Genomic DNA, 13,700 nt, shown 5'->3' on the forward strand with positions numbered 1-13,700 from the left:
ACGCGTGATCGAGAGCTACCTGCAGGGACGCTGGCGGGCCGGGACCGGCGAGGGCCGGCCGATGTTCGACGCCGTGACCGGCGAGGAGATCGACCGGCTCTCCACCGACGGCCTCGACCTGGCCGGCGCCGCCGCGTACGCCCGGGCCACGGGCGGGCCGGCGCTGCGCGACCTGTCGTTCCACCAGCGCGCCTCGCTGCTCAAGGCCCTCGCCGGGCACCTGCGCGAGCACCGCGAGGAGCTCTACGCGCTCTCCGCCCGCACCGGCGCCACCCTCGGCGACTCGAAGTTCGACGTCGACGGCGGCATCGGGGTGCTCCAGGCCTACGCGTCCAAGGGCAAGCGCGAGCTCCCGGCCGGCTCCGTGCTCGTCGAGGGCGACGTGGAGCCGCTGTCGAAGGACGGCTCGTTCCTCGCCCAGCACGTCCTGACCCCGCTGCGCGGTGTCGCGGTGCAGGTCAACGCCTACAACTTCCCGTGCTGGGGCCCGCTGGAGAAGCTCGCTCCCGCGCTCCTCGCGGGTGTCCCCACGATCATCAAGCCCGCCACCCCCACCGCCTTCCTGACGGCGGGTCTGGTCCGTCTGGTCGTCGACTCCGGGCTGCTGCCCGAGGGCACGGTGCAGTTCGTTTCGGGGTCCACCGGCGACCTCTTCGACCACCTCACCGAGCAGGACCTGGTGTCCTTCACCGGCTCGGCGTCCACCGCGCGGCAGCTGCGGACCCACCCGAACCTCTCCGCCCGCGCGGTGCGCTTCACCGCCGAGGCCGACTCGCTGAACTGCTCGATCCTCGGGCCGGACGCCGTCCCGGGCACGCCGGAGTTCGACCTCTACGTCAAGCAGCTCGTCGCGGAGATGACGGTCAAGGCCGGCCAGAAGTGCACCGCGATCCGGCGCGCGTTCGTGCCGGCCGAGCACCAGGACGCGGTGGCCGAGGCCGTCGCCGAGCGGCTGCGGAAGGTCGTCGTCGGGAACCCCGCGAACCCCGACGTGCGCATGGGCGCCCTGGCCGGGCTCGAGCAGCGCGAGGAGGTCCGGCGGTCGCTGAAGGCGCTGGGTGGCCGGGTGCTCTTCGGCTCGCCCGACCAGGTCGACGTGGTGGACGCCGACGCCGAGCGCGGCGCGTTCCTCTCCCCCGTCCTGCTCGCCGCCGAGCCCGACTCCGCGGCGGTCCACGAGGTCGAGGCCTTCGGGCCGGTGTCCTCGCTCGTCCCGTACACCTCGACCGAGCAGGTCATCGAGCTGGCCGCCCGCGGGCAGGGGTCGCTGGCCGGGTCGGTGGTGACCGGCGACGCGGACTTCGCCCGGGAGGTCGTCCTCGGCGTCGCCCCGTGGCACGGGCGCCTGCTGGTGCTGGACCAGGCGGACGCGAAGTCCTCCACCGGCCACGGTTCGCCGATGCCGCAACTCGTCCACGGCGGCCCGGGCCGCGCCGGCGGCGGCGAGGAGATGGGCGGCATCCGGGGCGTGAAGCACCACATGCAGCGGACGGCGGTGCAGGGCTCGCCGGAGATGCTCACCGCGATCACCGGCCGCTGGGTGCCGGGCTCGACGCGCACCGTCACCGACGTCCACCCGTTCCGCAAGCACCTCGAGGAGCTGCGGGTCGGCGACACCGTCGTCGGCGGCCCGCGGCGGGTGACGCTCGAGGACGTGGAGCACTTCGCGGAGTTCACCGGCGACACGTTCTACGCGCACATGGACGCCGAGGCCGCGGCGCAGAACCCGTTCTTCGGCGAGCGCGTCGCCCACGGGTACCTCGTGGTGTCGTTCGCGGCCGGTCTGTTCGTCGACCCCGCGCCCGGCCCGGTCCTGGCGAACTTCGGCGTGGACTCGCTGCGGTTCCTGACACCCGTGAAGTTCGACGACGAGCTGACGATCACGTTGACCGCCAAGCAGATCACCCCGCGCGACACCGCCGCCTACGGCGAGGTCCGCTGGGACGCCGACGTGACGAACCAGCACGGCGACTCGGTGGCGCGCTACGACGTGCTGACGCTGGTGGCGAAGCAGTCGTGATCACCGCTTCCGTCCAACGCATGTGGGACGACGACGCCGCGTCCCGCAAACTCGGCATGGAGCTGCACTCCGCCGCCGACGGCGAGGCCCGCCTGACGATGCGGGTCACCTCGGACATGGTCAACGGGCACGGCATGTGCCACGGCGGGTACCTGTTCCTGCTCGCCGACTCGGCCTTCGCCTGCGCGTGCAACTCCCCCGGGCCCGTGACGGTGGCGGCGGGCGGCGACATCGTGTTCGTCGCCTCGGCGCGGGAGAACGACGTGCTCGAGGCCGTGGCCGTCGAGCGGACCCGCTACGGCCGCTCGGGCGTGTACGACGTGACGATCACCCGGCCCACCGACGGGCTGGTCGTCGCCGAGTTCCGCGGACGCAGCCGCACGATCCAGCGGAGCTGACACGATCGTCGTCGTGACCGACACCGAGATCCGCACCGAGGTGGCCGACGGGATCGCGACGATCACCCTGGATCGTCCGGACCGCATGAACGCCTTCACCCCGACGATGGCCTCCCAGCTCGTCGCGGCCCTCGACGCGACGGACGCCGACGACGCCGTCCGCGTCGTGGTGCTCACCGGGGCCGGGCGGGCGTTCTGCGCGGGCGCGGACCTGGGCCGGGGCGGCTCCACCTTCGACTACCAGGCGGTGCAGGACGCCCGCCTGCAGGCGGGCGGGTCGATCGCGGGCATGCCGCGCGACCTGGGCGGGGTCGTCGTCCTGCGGATCGCCGCGAGCGTGAAGCCGGTGATCGCGGCGGTGAACGGACCCGCCGTCGGGATCGGGGCCTCGATGCTGCTGCCCGCGGACGTCCGCATCGCCGCGGAGACCGCCCGCTTCGGCTACGTCTTCACCCGCCGCGGCATCGCCCCCGACGGGGCGTCGAGCTGGTTCCTCCCGCGCGTCGTCGGCATCTCCCAGGCGATGGAGTGGGTGGCCACCGGGCGGGTGTTCGACAGCGCCGAGGCCCTCGCCGGGCGCCTGGTCTCCCGGGTCGTTCCCGACGACGAGCTCGGCGCGACCGTGCGGGCGCTGGCGGCGGAGATCGCGGACAACACGTCCGGGGTCTCCGTCGCGCTGACCCGCCGGATGATGTGGTCGATGCTCGGCGCCGACTCGCCGTGGGACGCGCACCGGATGGACACCCGCGTGATCGCCGCGCTCGGCGCCGGGCCGGACGCGGCCGAGGGCGTCACGTCGTTCCTGGAGAAGCGCCCGCCGGAGTTCACGGCCTCCCCGGGCGACTACCGGGACCTCGTCGACCCGTGGCCGCCGGTGCCGGGTGATGTGACGCCACCCGGAGCGTGATCACCGGGCCGGTTCAGGGCCAGGTGTCGGCGAGGTCGAACGGGCGACCACCGAGGCGGCGCAGCCGGGAGCGCAGGGACCGGTGCGGGGCGACGACGGTGAACGCGACGCCGGCGTCGTGGGCCTCGCCGGCGACGGCGGGCACCACCCAGAGGCCGAGTTCGTCGTCGGCGACGACCTCCGAGAGGTCGAGGACCAGCGAGGTGGAGCCGGCCGCGAGGACGCCCTCGACGGCCTCCCGCAGGACCCGGGCGGTGCCCGCCCGCATCCGGCCCCGCAACCGGATCACGGTCGCTCCGGGGGACTCGCCGACGATCGCCTCCAGCTCCGCACCGCGCCGTGGTGTCGACGGCGATGCGGACGGCCTCGTCACCATCGCTGGTTCCCCCTCCCAGAGCCACCCGGCCCCGCGCACGGGCAGCACGGGGCGGCGTCGTGGAGCGGGTGGGCGCAGTCGGCGCCGGCGCGGCGCAGGGGCGGTGCCCGGCGCTGCTGCTCGGCGATCGGTGTCGCAGGACGATAGGCGGCGCGGCGTTCGGCCGGAAGGGGCCGCAGCGCGGCGTCAGTGTTCATCGAACGAAGCCGAGCGCGTCGTTCACCCGCTCGCGCTACGCCGTTGGAGCCGGAACAGGGCCACCGGTCGTGATCGGTTCCCCCACGCGGCGCAGCGCCTCGGCGTGCACATGTGCACGTGTGCAGGAGTGCTTGTCCGCACGACCATACCGGTGTCCACTGTCGTACTCCGGCCCCGTCACGAGCGGCAGGCGCGCCGGGCGAGGTCGGGGGCGGGGTGCGGTGCGATGCGGGTCGCGGTGGCGAACAACAAGGGCGGGGCCGGCAAGACGACGGCGATCGCCCACCTCGCCGAGGCCCTGGCCGACCGCGGTCGCCACGTGCTCGCCGTCGACATGGACCCGCAGGCGAACCTCTCGCGGCGGCTGGGCTACGGCGAGGCGGACCTCAGCGACATGGTGACCGCCGCCGAGGTCGTCGCCGCCCACCGGAAGGGGTGCGCCGCGGACGCGATCGTCGGGTGCCGGTGGGCGGTCCCGGCCGCCGAGCGCATCGACCTCGTGCCCGCCCGCTACGACCTCGAGGCCCGCGTCGCCGAGGCCGGGCAGCTCGGGTCGCACGAGCGGCTGGACATCGCCTTGTCCGGGGTCGCGGAGGACTACGACGTCGTCCTGCTCGACTGCCCGCCCTCGCTCGGGCACCTCACCCAGCTCGGTCTGGCCGCCGCCGACACGGTCGTGCTGGTGCTGCGCCCGGAGTACGACCACCTGCAGGGCGCGATCCGGGTCCGCGACTTCGTCGCCGGGTACCGGCGCCACCTGGGTCGCCCGGACCTGGCGGTGTCGGGGGTGATCGTCAACGAGCACGACCGGCGTCGCGGGCTGCACGTCTGGCACGCGGACTCGGTCGCGGACACCTTCGGCGACCTCGTGTGGTCACCGCCGGTCCCCTCCCGGGCCGTCCTGGCCGAGGCGATCGACGCCGCCCAGCCCCTGCGGGCGCGGGGTGCCGCGGCCCGCCCGCTCCTCGAGATCTTCTCCACCCTCGCCGACCAGCTGGAGGTCCGCGCCGATGCCGTCGCCTGATCCCCGCGCGACCCCGCCGGGCCAGGGCGGTACGCCGCGCCGCCAACCGCCGCCCGCCGGCGAGCGCCGCCGCCCCGAACCGTCGTCGATGCTCACGCCCTCCCCCGGGTCGCTCATGCCCGTGGGCGACGGCGGCCCCCGCGGGCGCCGCCAGCACCACCGCGCGCCGGGCGCCGCGCGCCAGGAGCTGGTGTACCTGTCCGGCCGGGTCCCACGGGCGCTGCGCGACGAGCTGCACATCCGGGCGATCGAGGAGGGCCGACCGGTCGTCGACCTGCTCCGCGACGCCATCCGGGGCTACCTCGACCAGGGCGGCGCCGCCCGCTGACCCGTGTTCCGTGCCAGGAATGGCCCATCCCTGGCACTGGACGCGCGAGAGGGGCCACTCACCCACTCGGCGCCGACGACACCCCGAGATCCACTTCTGGGCGGCAGAACGCCCTCCTGCAGGGGCACGTCGCCGCCCGGAAGTCGATCATGGGCCCCGCCTGCCACATGGGCCTCCTGGCCTCGGACGCACGTGTGCACATCTGTGCGTAACTCTGTGCATGCTCGCGACCACACGTCCGAGTGGCCCGCACGAAATACCGCCGGGCGCAGCAGGCGGCCACTCGCCCGGGCTAGGAGTGCGGGCGACGCCACACGTCCCGCTCCTGCATGAGGTCGACCTGACGCTGCAGGATCTCGCGCCGGTACTCGTCGTGGTGGGGCGGCGTGCGGTCGAGGTAGAGGTTCTTCGGGTAGATCGGCTGCTCGTAGACGATCTGGGCCAGTTCGGCGCGGATGTCCTTGGCCCAGCTGCTGATCTGGGCCGACGCGCGGTGGTGGCGCAACGCCTCGATGTCGACCACCCCGCTGACGAACGTCGAACCGTTGGTGTCGAACTGCTTCCCGACGATCTGTCCGCGGTGGTTCACGATCATCGACCGTCCGCCACCGGCGTCGATCGCCGTCGGGCTGTCCGGGTAGAGGTGGTAGCCGCCGATGTTGGGCGCGACGACGTAGAAGTTGTTCTCCAGCGCGCGAGCCCGGTTGGTGATCTCGAAGACGTCGTTCTCGGTGAACGGCACCGGCAGCGACGCGCGGTAGACCACCTCGGCGCCGTTGAGGGCGAGCCCACGACCGTTCTCCGGGTAGCAGCCCTCCATGGCCATCATGACGCCGAGGCGGCCGATCGGGGTGTCCGCCACCGGCCAGAACGCGTCGAGGGTGCGGCCGTAGCGATCGACCCACCAGTCGAACAGGTCGTGCGGGGAGACCGAGCGCTCGACCGGCAGCAGCGCGTTGAGCTTGTAGTGGACGAGCACGAGCTCCTCGTCGGGCGAGACGACGAAGCCCGCGTTGAAGAACAGGTCGGGCCACTCGGGGTGACGGACCTTGGCCTGCGCCATGATCCAGACACCCCACCGCGAGGCGAGCCGGCCGAGACGTTCGGTCTCGGGCCCCGGAAGGTCGATCGCGCAGTGGTGGGCGAAGTCGGTGTGGTCGACGTCGAGGATCTCGTCGTTGAAGCCCTGCAGCGCGCCCTCCGGGATCGCCAGCAGCTTCACCGGGATGTCCAGGTTCGACAGCCAGAACGCAGCCGTCGTGAGGCTCTCGAGGTGCTCGAGGTTGTGGGCGATGTCGGCGCGCTCGCGGATGCCCCGGAACGTCGGGATCAGACCGACGGCGGTGTACGGCTCGATCATGAGGTGGCTCCGGCCTCGTGAGTAGGAATCCGTGTCCCGACCCGGAATTCTGCTCATGTGGCGCAGCCACATGCCAAGGTGGGACCCCGTGCCGACCTTCCCTGACGGGTTCCTCTGGGGCAGTGCCACCGCCGCGCACCAGGTCGAGGGCAACAACGTCAACAACGACTGGTGGGACTGGGAGCACGACCCGGCCTCGCCGTGCGTGGAGCCCTCTGGTGACGCGATCGACCACTACCACCGCTACGACGCCGACTTCGCACTGCTGGCCTCGCTCGGGCAGAACGCGCACCGGTTCTCGCTGGAGTGGTCGCGCATCGAGCCGGCCGAGGGCGAGTTCTCGACGGCGGCCCTGGACCACTACGGCCGCGTGCTCGACTCCCTCGCGCGACATGGGCTGACCGCCTTCGTGACGCTGCACCACTTCTCGCTGCCGCGGTGGTTCGCCGCCCGCGGCGGGTGGCTGGCCCCCGACGCGCTCGACGTGTTCGCCCGTTACGTCGGGACGGTGGCGCGGGCCCTCGGCGATCGCATGCCGTACGTGTGCACGATCAACGAGCCGCAGATCGTGGCGCGCGAGTGCTACCTGTCGGGCCAGTTCCCGCCCGGACACCGCGACCTCACCGAGGCGATCACCGTCAACGGCGTCCTCGCGCAGGCGCACCGGCGGGCGGTCGAGGTGCTGCGGTCCGGTCCGGGGACGCCACGGCTCGGCACCTGCCTGCACCTGCCCCACATCGAGCCGCTGCGCCCCGGTGACGAGGCGGACGAGGGGGCCGCGGCCGCGGCGCGGATGGTCATGGTCGACACGCACGTCGACGACCTGCGGGCCGGCGGCGACGTCGGCGACTGGGTCGGTCTGCAGTACTACTCCCGGGCGCTCATCGACGCGACGGCGGCCGACCTCACCGCTCCCCCGCCCGAGGGCGTGGAGACGACGTTGATGGGCTGGGAGGTGTACCCCGCCGGCTTCGGCGCGGTGCTGCGCCGGATCGCGGAGGCCGGACTACCCGTCGTCGTGACCGAGAACGGGATCGCGACGGCGGACGACGACCAGCGGGTCCGTTACCTCGCCTCGCACCTCGGGGAGGTGGAGAAGGCCCTGGCCGACGGCGTCGACGTGCGCGGCTACCTGTACTGGTCGTCGTTCGACAACTTCGAGTGGGCCGTCGGCTACCGCCCGACGTTCGGGCTCGTCGGGATCGACCGGGCCGACGGGCTGCGCCGGGTCCCCCGACGAAGCGCGGAGCTGTTCGGCGAGGTCGCCCGGTCGGGCACGCTCGAGGCGCTCGACCTACGAACGGGTGGCGAAGGCGGTCTGAACGGGTGAAGAATGACAGATGCTAACTAACGGAGGGTCACACTTCGAAGAGCTCACGTCGTGTGAGCCACCATCGAGGGGGGATCATGACAGCGTCGCCGCAGTTCTTTGATTTCGCGCACACATTTCCACCGGACGGCCTGCCACCAGGTGGTCGGTCCAACCAGTTCACGGAGGTCAATCCGGTACCGGACTCGTTCCTCGTAACTGCGGTCCCGCCGACCGATGTCGACGCGACGTTCGCGGTCATGGCAACGGACGTCTACCTCTCCCGGTCCTCGACAGGCTTCACGTCCAAGCACTTTCTTCATTGGACGGTCGTGAACACCGGTGACCGGGTGGTCAGAGACTGCACATCACGGGCGACGCTCTTCTTCCGATGATGCGCACCTGATCACGGTCCACCGAGCGCGCGCTCGATGAGGACGTCGAGGTGCCGGTAGAGGTTCTGCCGACACAGGCATCCGTGCCCACCGCACCGTCGGGTCACGGCGAGCCGGGCGACCGTGACCCCCTGGTCGAACTCGAGGAGCCGGACCGCCGCCGGCAGCGGACCCGGCGGCGCCCCGTGCGCGACGACGGCCGCCAGGCCGACCTCGCGGAAGAAGCAGACTCGTACGGTCACCATGGGCCCGCTCCGGTCGGGGGTGCCGCCGCCGCACCGGGGCGCGACGGCGGCACCGTCGTGGTCAGCGTTCGTAGACCGCGGTGAGCGTCGCGCGGGCCAGCGTGTGGCTGAACAGCACGAACCCGAGGTAGGCCGGGGTCCCGCCGCGCGGGACGCCGAGCCGCGGCACGTCGACCGCGTGCACCACGAAGTAGTAGTGGTGCACGCCGTGGCCCTCGGGCGGCGCCGCCCCGAGGTACTGGTGGATCCCGGCGTCGTTCGGGAGCGTGATCGCCCCCTGCGGCAGCCGGGAGCCGTCCGGGTCGCCCGCGCCGGCCTCGAGCGCGGTGACGTCGGCGGGGATGTCGGCGACCGCCCAGTGCCAGAAGCCGCTGGCCGTGGGCGCGTCCGGGTCGTAGCAGGTGACCGCGAAGCTGCGGGTGGCCGTGGGGAACCCGTGCCAGCTCAGCTGCGGGGACCGGTCCTGCCCGCCGGGCACACCCATGATGCCGCTGGTGTGCGGGGCGGCCAGCGGCACGCCGTCGGCGACGTCGCTGCTGGTGACGGTGAACGTCGGGAGGTCGGGGAGGAACAGGTAGGGATCGGGGGGCGCGGTGGGCGCGGTCGTCATGGCAGCCTCCGTCAGCTCAGGGTCTTGTTCAGCTCGGTCGCGATGTACTCGGCCTGGCGCGTCGCGAGCGCGACGATCGTGAGCGTCGGGTTCGCCGCCGCCCCGGTCGTCATGACGCTGCCGTCCGAGATGAACAGGTTCGGGACGTCGTGGGCCCGCCCGTACCGGTCGACCACGCCGTCGCGGGGCCGCTGGCTCATCCGGCAGGTGCCGAGGTTGTGCGTCGAGGGGTAGGGCGGCGTCTCGATCGTCTTCCTCGCACCGACCGCCTGGTAGACCGCGGCCCCCTGACGCTGCCCGTGGCGGCGCATCGCGACGTCGTTCTCGTGGTCGTCGAAGTGCACGTTGGCCACCGGCAGGCCGTGCTGGTCGACGGTCTCGCCGGAGAGCGTCACGCGGTTGTCCGCCCGCGGCATGTCCTCGCCGATGATCCACATGCCGGCGGTGTTGCGGTACTGGTCCAGCAGCTCGGTCACCGGCGTGCCCCACCGGCCGGGGGCGATGAACTTCGCGAGGAACGCCGGGCCCAGGGAGATCGTCTCCATGTAGTAGCCGCCGACGAAGCCGCGGTCGGTGTCGAGGCGGGACTCGTCTGCGATCACCCCGGCCATCGTCTCGCCGCGCCACATTCTCACCGGCTTGTCGAACTGCCCCCACACCGTGCCGGTGGTGTGGCGCATGTAGTTCCGGCCGACCTGCCCGGAGGAGTTCGCGAGGCCGTCGGGGTGCTGCGCCGACCCCGACAGCAGCAGCAGGCGCGGCGTCTCGATCGAGTTGCCGGCCACGCACACCACCGCGGCGCGCTGGCGGCGCAGCGTGCCGTTGCGGTCGACGTAGAGCACGCCGGTGGCGCGGCCCGAGGCGTCGTGCTCGATCTGGGCGACGTGGCTGTCCGGGCGCAGGTCGAGGTTGCCGGTCCGCTCCGCCTTCGGCAGCTCCGCGACCAGCGTCGACCACTTCGAGCCGTGCTTGTCGCCCTGGAAGTTGAAGCCGTCCTGCACGGTGGCCGGGCGGCCGTCGTAGGGTTCCGCGTTCGTCGCGTACGGGCCGGTCGAGTAGTACTTGTAGCCGACCTTCTCGGCGCCGTTCGCGAAGACCTTGTAGTTGTTGTTCGCCGGCAGCGGCGGCCGGCCGTGGCGGTGGGTGACGCCCATCTTGATCTCGGCCCGGTCGTAGTACGGCTCGAGCTCGGAGAGCGTGATCGGCCAGTCGAGCAGGCTCGTGCCGTCGAGGTCGCCGTAGGTCGAGCGGGCGGCGAACTCGTGGGCCTTGAAGCGCGGGCAGGCCCCGGCCCAGTGGGTCGTGGTCCCGCCGACGGCCTTCACGATCCACGCGGGGAGCCCGGGGAAGTCCGTGGCGACCTGCCAGCTCCCCGAGGTCGTGCGCGGATCGCTCCAGGCCATCTGCCCGAACGCGGCCCACTCGTCCTGGTGGTAGTCCTCGCCGGTCAGGTGCGGCCCGGCCTCCAGCACGACCGTCTTGAACCCGCGCTGACAGAGCTCGTTCGCGACGGTGCCGCCGCCGGCTCCGGAGCCGACCACCACCACGACGTCGGAGTCGTCGTACTCGAAGCGGGTCATGCCGTCATCTCCTCGTCGTGCTCGATCTTGGGGTCGGGGAGCCAGTCGAGGTCGTCGAAGCCGCGGTCGACGTAGCCGCCCTGCTCGTAGGACGGGCCCTCGTAACCCAGCAGCTCCCACACCTCGGGGTCGCTGTAGAGGGTCACGACGACGCTGTCGACGACCGCCGTCAGGAAGGGGGTGCCGTCGGCGCCGCGCAGCACGGCCGCCGCGACGTCGGCGTCCAGCTCGGCGAACGGGACCTCCCGCTGCGCGTCGAGGTCGGTCAGCCCCTGCAGCAGCTGTGCGAGGAAGCGCGGGTCCTTGCCCGCCTGGTCGATCACCGCGTCCGCGGCACGTTCGTACGGTCCCCGCGGGAACGTGCTGTGCGGGAAGGCCGCGTACACCACGTTGACCAGGGTCTGTCGATCCCGTGCCGACACCAGGGAACTCGCCATGGCACCTCTCCTCGTCCGTTGTCCGGGCAGCGTCGTTCGACCGGTGCCGGTCGGTGCCGACACCGGGTGGTCTCGCGTGGGGCGCGCCCGCGCCCTACTCCTGATCGGCCCCCGTGGGGATCCGGATGCCGTACCGGGCGATGCGCCGGTACACCGTCGAGCGGCTCATCCCGAGCGCGGCGGCGGCCCGGGCCGGGGTCGCGCCGGGCTCGGCGAGGCAGCGGACGATCTCGTCGCGCTCCAGGGCCTCCATGCGGGTCAGCCGGTGGCGGCCGCCGGTGAAGACCTCGGGCGGCAGGTCGCGCTCCCCGACGACGTCGCTGCCGGTGACCGCGCGCCGGACCACGTCGCGCAGCTGCGCGACGTTGCCGGGCCAGTGGTACGCGGCCAGGGCCTGCTCGGCGTCGGCGGTGAACCGGACCGGCCGGCCGCGCCGCTCGCGGGCGAACCGCGCCGCGAGCGGCAGGACGTCCTCGGGCCGGTGGCGCAGGGCCGGGAGCTCCACGACGGTGCCCACGAGCGGGCGGAGGCCCTCGGGGACCGCCTCGGCGTCGCGGGCCGTCACGGAGAGGGCGGGCTCGTCGACGTCCCCGAGCTCGGCCACCAGCTCGTCGGCGGCCCAGGCGGGCAGGTGGTCCACCCGCGCGACGATCACGCTCGTCCCCGGCTTGTGCAGCTCGGGGCACCACAGCGCGAGCCAGTCCGCGACGTCCTCGGGGTCCGGCGGGCGCACCTGCAGCACCCGACGTCCGGCGGCGCCCCGCGCATGGGCCTCACCGAGCAGCGCACTGCGGCCGGCCCCCGGCTCCCCGACGACCGCGACTCCCCCGCGTGGCAGGGCCGCCGCGGCGCGCGCCGCCGCGGCCTCCCAGGACGCGCCGAGCTGCTCGCGCGGGCGCGCCCCGGCCTCGTCCCGCGTCATCGGCACCCGCACGACGCGGCCCCGGGCACTCGGGCGGCCCGAGCGGCCCCGACCGCGCGCGAGCATGAGGGCCTCGGTGGCGGTTGCCGCGGTGCGGGCCAGGGCCAGCAGCAGCGTGTGCGACCGCTGCGACCACGTCGTGAGGTTGACGCTGCCGGCCAGGTCACCGGTCACGGGGTCCGTGACCGGGACCGCGGCACAGGTGTAGCCCCACAGGCGGGTGCAGTAGTGCTGGTCCCCGCGCACGAGCGTCGGGACCCGGTCCGCGAGGGCCAGACCGAGCCCGGTCGTGCCGGTGGTGCGCTCGGAGTAGTCGAAGCCGGGGGCGAGGGAGACCGCGTCGAGGGCGGTGAGCAGCCGGCGGTCGCGGCAGAGGCGGTTGAGGACGAGGCCGTCGACGTCGGTGAGCATGAGGCTGACGGGCTCGTCGGCGAGCGAGGCGTGCAGCTCCGCCAGGATCTCGTGCCCGGCCTCGTAGAACAGCGACTGGTCGTCGACCGCGCCGGCGAAGGCGGGGTCGACGCTGTCCAGCGCGATGCCGTAGCCGGCGCTGCGCTTCCACGAGGCGAGCACCCGCCGGGACGCCGGCCCGGAGTCGCGGGTCAGGGCCAACCGTTCGCGCTCGCACAGCTCCGTCGTCATCGCCGGTCTCCCCTCCCGCGTCGTCGCGTCCGGATCGCTCGACTGTGACAGAGGGAACTCCGGCGGGAACCGGCTTCCGGTGTCAATCTGAGACGACCCGAGATGAGGTGAGGCTAACCTCACGACCGGCAGGGTGACAGCCCTCCGGTCGCGGGGGTCAGGACGCCGGGCGCACCCACCCCGTCACGAAGGCGAAGTGGTCGTCGAACCGCAGGACGGGCTCCTCCCGGTACGCGTGCCGGAACTGGGCGATGCCCTCGGCCAGCTCGTCCGCGGAGAACTCGTCGAGCACGGACATGTACCGCGACTCCAGCATGCGGACGTAGCGCTCGCGGTCGATCGCGACGTGGAAGGTCCGGTAGCTGACCGACGCCCGCAGGCCCGCGGCGGCGACGAGGTCGCGGACGTCGTCCGGGTCGGGCTGGAGCTGCTCGAAGCGCTCGTGGGCGGCCGCGAACAGCGGGTGCGGGATGGTCCGCGGCAGCATGACCACGAGCAGCCGCCCGTGGTCCGAGAGCAGCCCCGCCAGCCCGCGCAGCGTGCCCGCCCGGTCGGACACGTGGTGGAGGGACTCCTTCACGACGACGGCGTCCAGCGGTCCCGGGTCGGGCAGCGAGACGTGCCCGGACGCCACGTCCTCCGCGCTCGCGAGCACCGGCCGCAGGGCGGGCGAGGCCGGGACGCGGTCGAGCATCGCCGGGACGGGGTCCACGCACAGGATCGGGCGCAGCGGCTGGAGGTCCTCGGCGAGCTGGCGGGTGTACAGGCCGGTGCCGCAGCCGATGTCGGCGATCGCGTCGGCCGGGTGCAGGCGCAGCGCGCCGGTGATGGCCCGGGAGAACGCCCGGACGTACTCCGGGTCGTAGGTCCAGTGCTCGTCGTAGGACGCGGCGAGCCGGTCGTAGTGCTCGCTGATCCGGTCGGTCGTCACTGCCGGCCTCCCTGCCCG

Annotated in this window: 14 protein-coding genes; 6 read left to right on the plus strand and 8 right to left on the minus strand. The window is 73.1% G+C overall.

The features are described 5' to 3' along the window. Window positions 1-4 precede the first annotated feature (4 nt). From paaZ to QRT03_RS22585, 3 genes are read left to right on the plus strand one after another with little or no spacing between them, the layout of a single operon-like run. Window positions 5-2,020, plus strand: a complete 2,016-nt coding sequence (gene paaZ, locus QRT03_RS22575; RefSeq protein ID WP_286055312.1) for a phenylacetic acid degradation bifunctional protein PaaZ — start codon at window positions 5-7, stop codon at window positions 2,018-2,020. Window positions 2,021-2,040: 20 nt separating this feature from the next. Then, window positions 2,041-2,418, plus strand: coding sequence for a hydroxyphenylacetyl-CoA thioesterase PaaI (gene paaI / locus QRT03_RS22580; RefSeq protein WP_286055313.1), 378 nt, complete (start codon window positions 2,041-2,043; stop codon window positions 2,416-2,418). 13 nt (window positions 2,419-2,431) lie between these two features. Then, the gene (locus tag QRT03_RS22585; RefSeq protein ID WP_286055314.1) at window positions 2,432-3,325 is read left to right on the plus strand and encodes an enoyl-CoA hydratase-related protein; all 894 of its coding nucleotides are present in this window, start codon (window positions 2,432-2,434) and stop codon (window positions 3,323-3,325) included. 13 nt (window positions 3,326-3,338) lie between these two features. Here the strand turns inward: QRT03_RS22585 and QRT03_RS22590 are convergent, their stop codons facing one another. Next, window positions 3,339-3,701 (minus strand): STAS domain-containing protein, encoded by a 363-nt coding sequence (locus QRT03_RS22590; protein WP_286055315.1) that lies wholly within the window; start codon window positions 3,699-3,701, stop codon window positions 3,339-3,341. Between the two features lie 424 nt (window positions 3,702-4,125). On the opposite strand from QRT03_RS22590, the gene QRT03_RS22595 reads away from it, so the two are divergent. Both QRT03_RS22595 and QRT03_RS22600 read left to right on the plus strand, forming a co-directional pair. Continuing rightward, window positions 4,126-4,923: a ParA family protein gene (locus QRT03_RS22595; RefSeq protein ID WP_286055316.1), complete on the plus strand. Its 798-nt coding sequence runs from the start codon at window positions 4,126-4,128 to the stop codon at window positions 4,921-4,923. After that, window positions 4,910-5,251 (plus strand): hypothetical protein, encoded by a 342-nt coding sequence (locus QRT03_RS22600; protein WP_286055317.1) that lies wholly within the window; start codon window positions 4,910-4,912, stop codon window positions 5,249-5,251. Before QRT03_RS22595 ends, QRT03_RS22600 begins: the two co-directional genes overlap by 14 nt. A 292-nt stretch (window positions 5,252-5,543) precedes the next feature. Here the strand turns inward: QRT03_RS22600 and QRT03_RS22605 are convergent, their stop codons facing one another. Continuing rightward, window positions 5,544-6,611, minus strand: coding sequence for a nitrilase-related carbon-nitrogen hydrolase (locus QRT03_RS22605; RefSeq protein ID WP_286055318.1), 1,068 nt, complete (start codon window positions 6,609-6,611; stop codon window positions 5,544-5,546). 88 nt (window positions 6,612-6,699) lie between these two features. Between QRT03_RS22605 and QRT03_RS22610 the strand changes: the two genes are divergently transcribed. After that, entirely contained in the window at window positions 6,700-7,941 is a 1,242-nt protein-coding gene (locus tag QRT03_RS22610; RefSeq protein ID WP_286055319.1) for a glycoside hydrolase family 1 protein, read from the plus strand. Between the two features lie 385 nt (window positions 7,942-8,326). Here the strand turns inward: QRT03_RS22610 and QRT03_RS22615 are convergent, their stop codons facing one another. The 6 genes from QRT03_RS22615 to QRT03_RS22640 form a co-directional block, all read right to left on the minus strand. Beyond that, window positions 8,327-8,560, minus strand: coding sequence for a hypothetical protein (locus QRT03_RS22615; RefSeq protein ID WP_286055320.1), 234 nt, complete (start codon window positions 8,558-8,560; stop codon window positions 8,327-8,329). Between the two features lie 61 nt (window positions 8,561-8,621). Continuing rightward, on the minus strand, window positions 8,622-9,170 hold the full coding sequence (locus QRT03_RS22620; protein ID WP_286055321.1) for a YbhB/YbcL family Raf kinase inhibitor-like protein: 549 nt from the start codon (window positions 9,168-9,170) through the stop codon (window positions 8,622-8,624). A gap of 11 nt (window positions 9,171-9,181) precedes the next feature. Then, on the minus strand, window positions 9,182-10,750 hold the full coding sequence (locus QRT03_RS22625; RefSeq protein WP_286055322.1) for a GMC family oxidoreductase: 1,569 nt from the start codon (window positions 10,748-10,750) through the stop codon (window positions 9,182-9,184). After that, window positions 10,747-11,187, minus strand: a complete 441-nt coding sequence (locus tag QRT03_RS22630) for a hypothetical protein (RefSeq protein WP_286055323.1) — start codon at window positions 11,185-11,187, stop codon at window positions 10,747-10,749. The genes QRT03_RS22625 and QRT03_RS22630 overlap by 4 nt, the downstream gene beginning before the upstream one ends. Window positions 11,188-11,281: 94 nt before the next feature. Continuing rightward, on the minus strand, window positions 11,282-12,751 hold the full coding sequence (locus QRT03_RS22635; protein ID WP_286055324.1) for an AAA-type ATPase lid domain-containing protein: 1,470 nt from the start codon (window positions 12,749-12,751) through the stop codon (window positions 11,282-11,284). A 157-nt stretch (window positions 12,752-12,908) separates the two neighbouring features. Next, on the minus strand, window positions 12,909-13,682 hold the full coding sequence (locus tag QRT03_RS22640) for a class I SAM-dependent methyltransferase (protein WP_286055325.1): 774 nt from the start codon (window positions 13,680-13,682) through the stop codon (window positions 12,909-12,911). Window positions 13,683-13,700 lie beyond the last annotated feature (18 nt).

It is taken from the genome of Actinomycetospora termitidis (assembly GCF_030286555.1).
Classification (GTDB): domain Bacteria; phylum Actinomycetota; class Actinomycetes; order Mycobacteriales; family Pseudonocardiaceae; genus Actinomycetospora; species Actinomycetospora termitidis.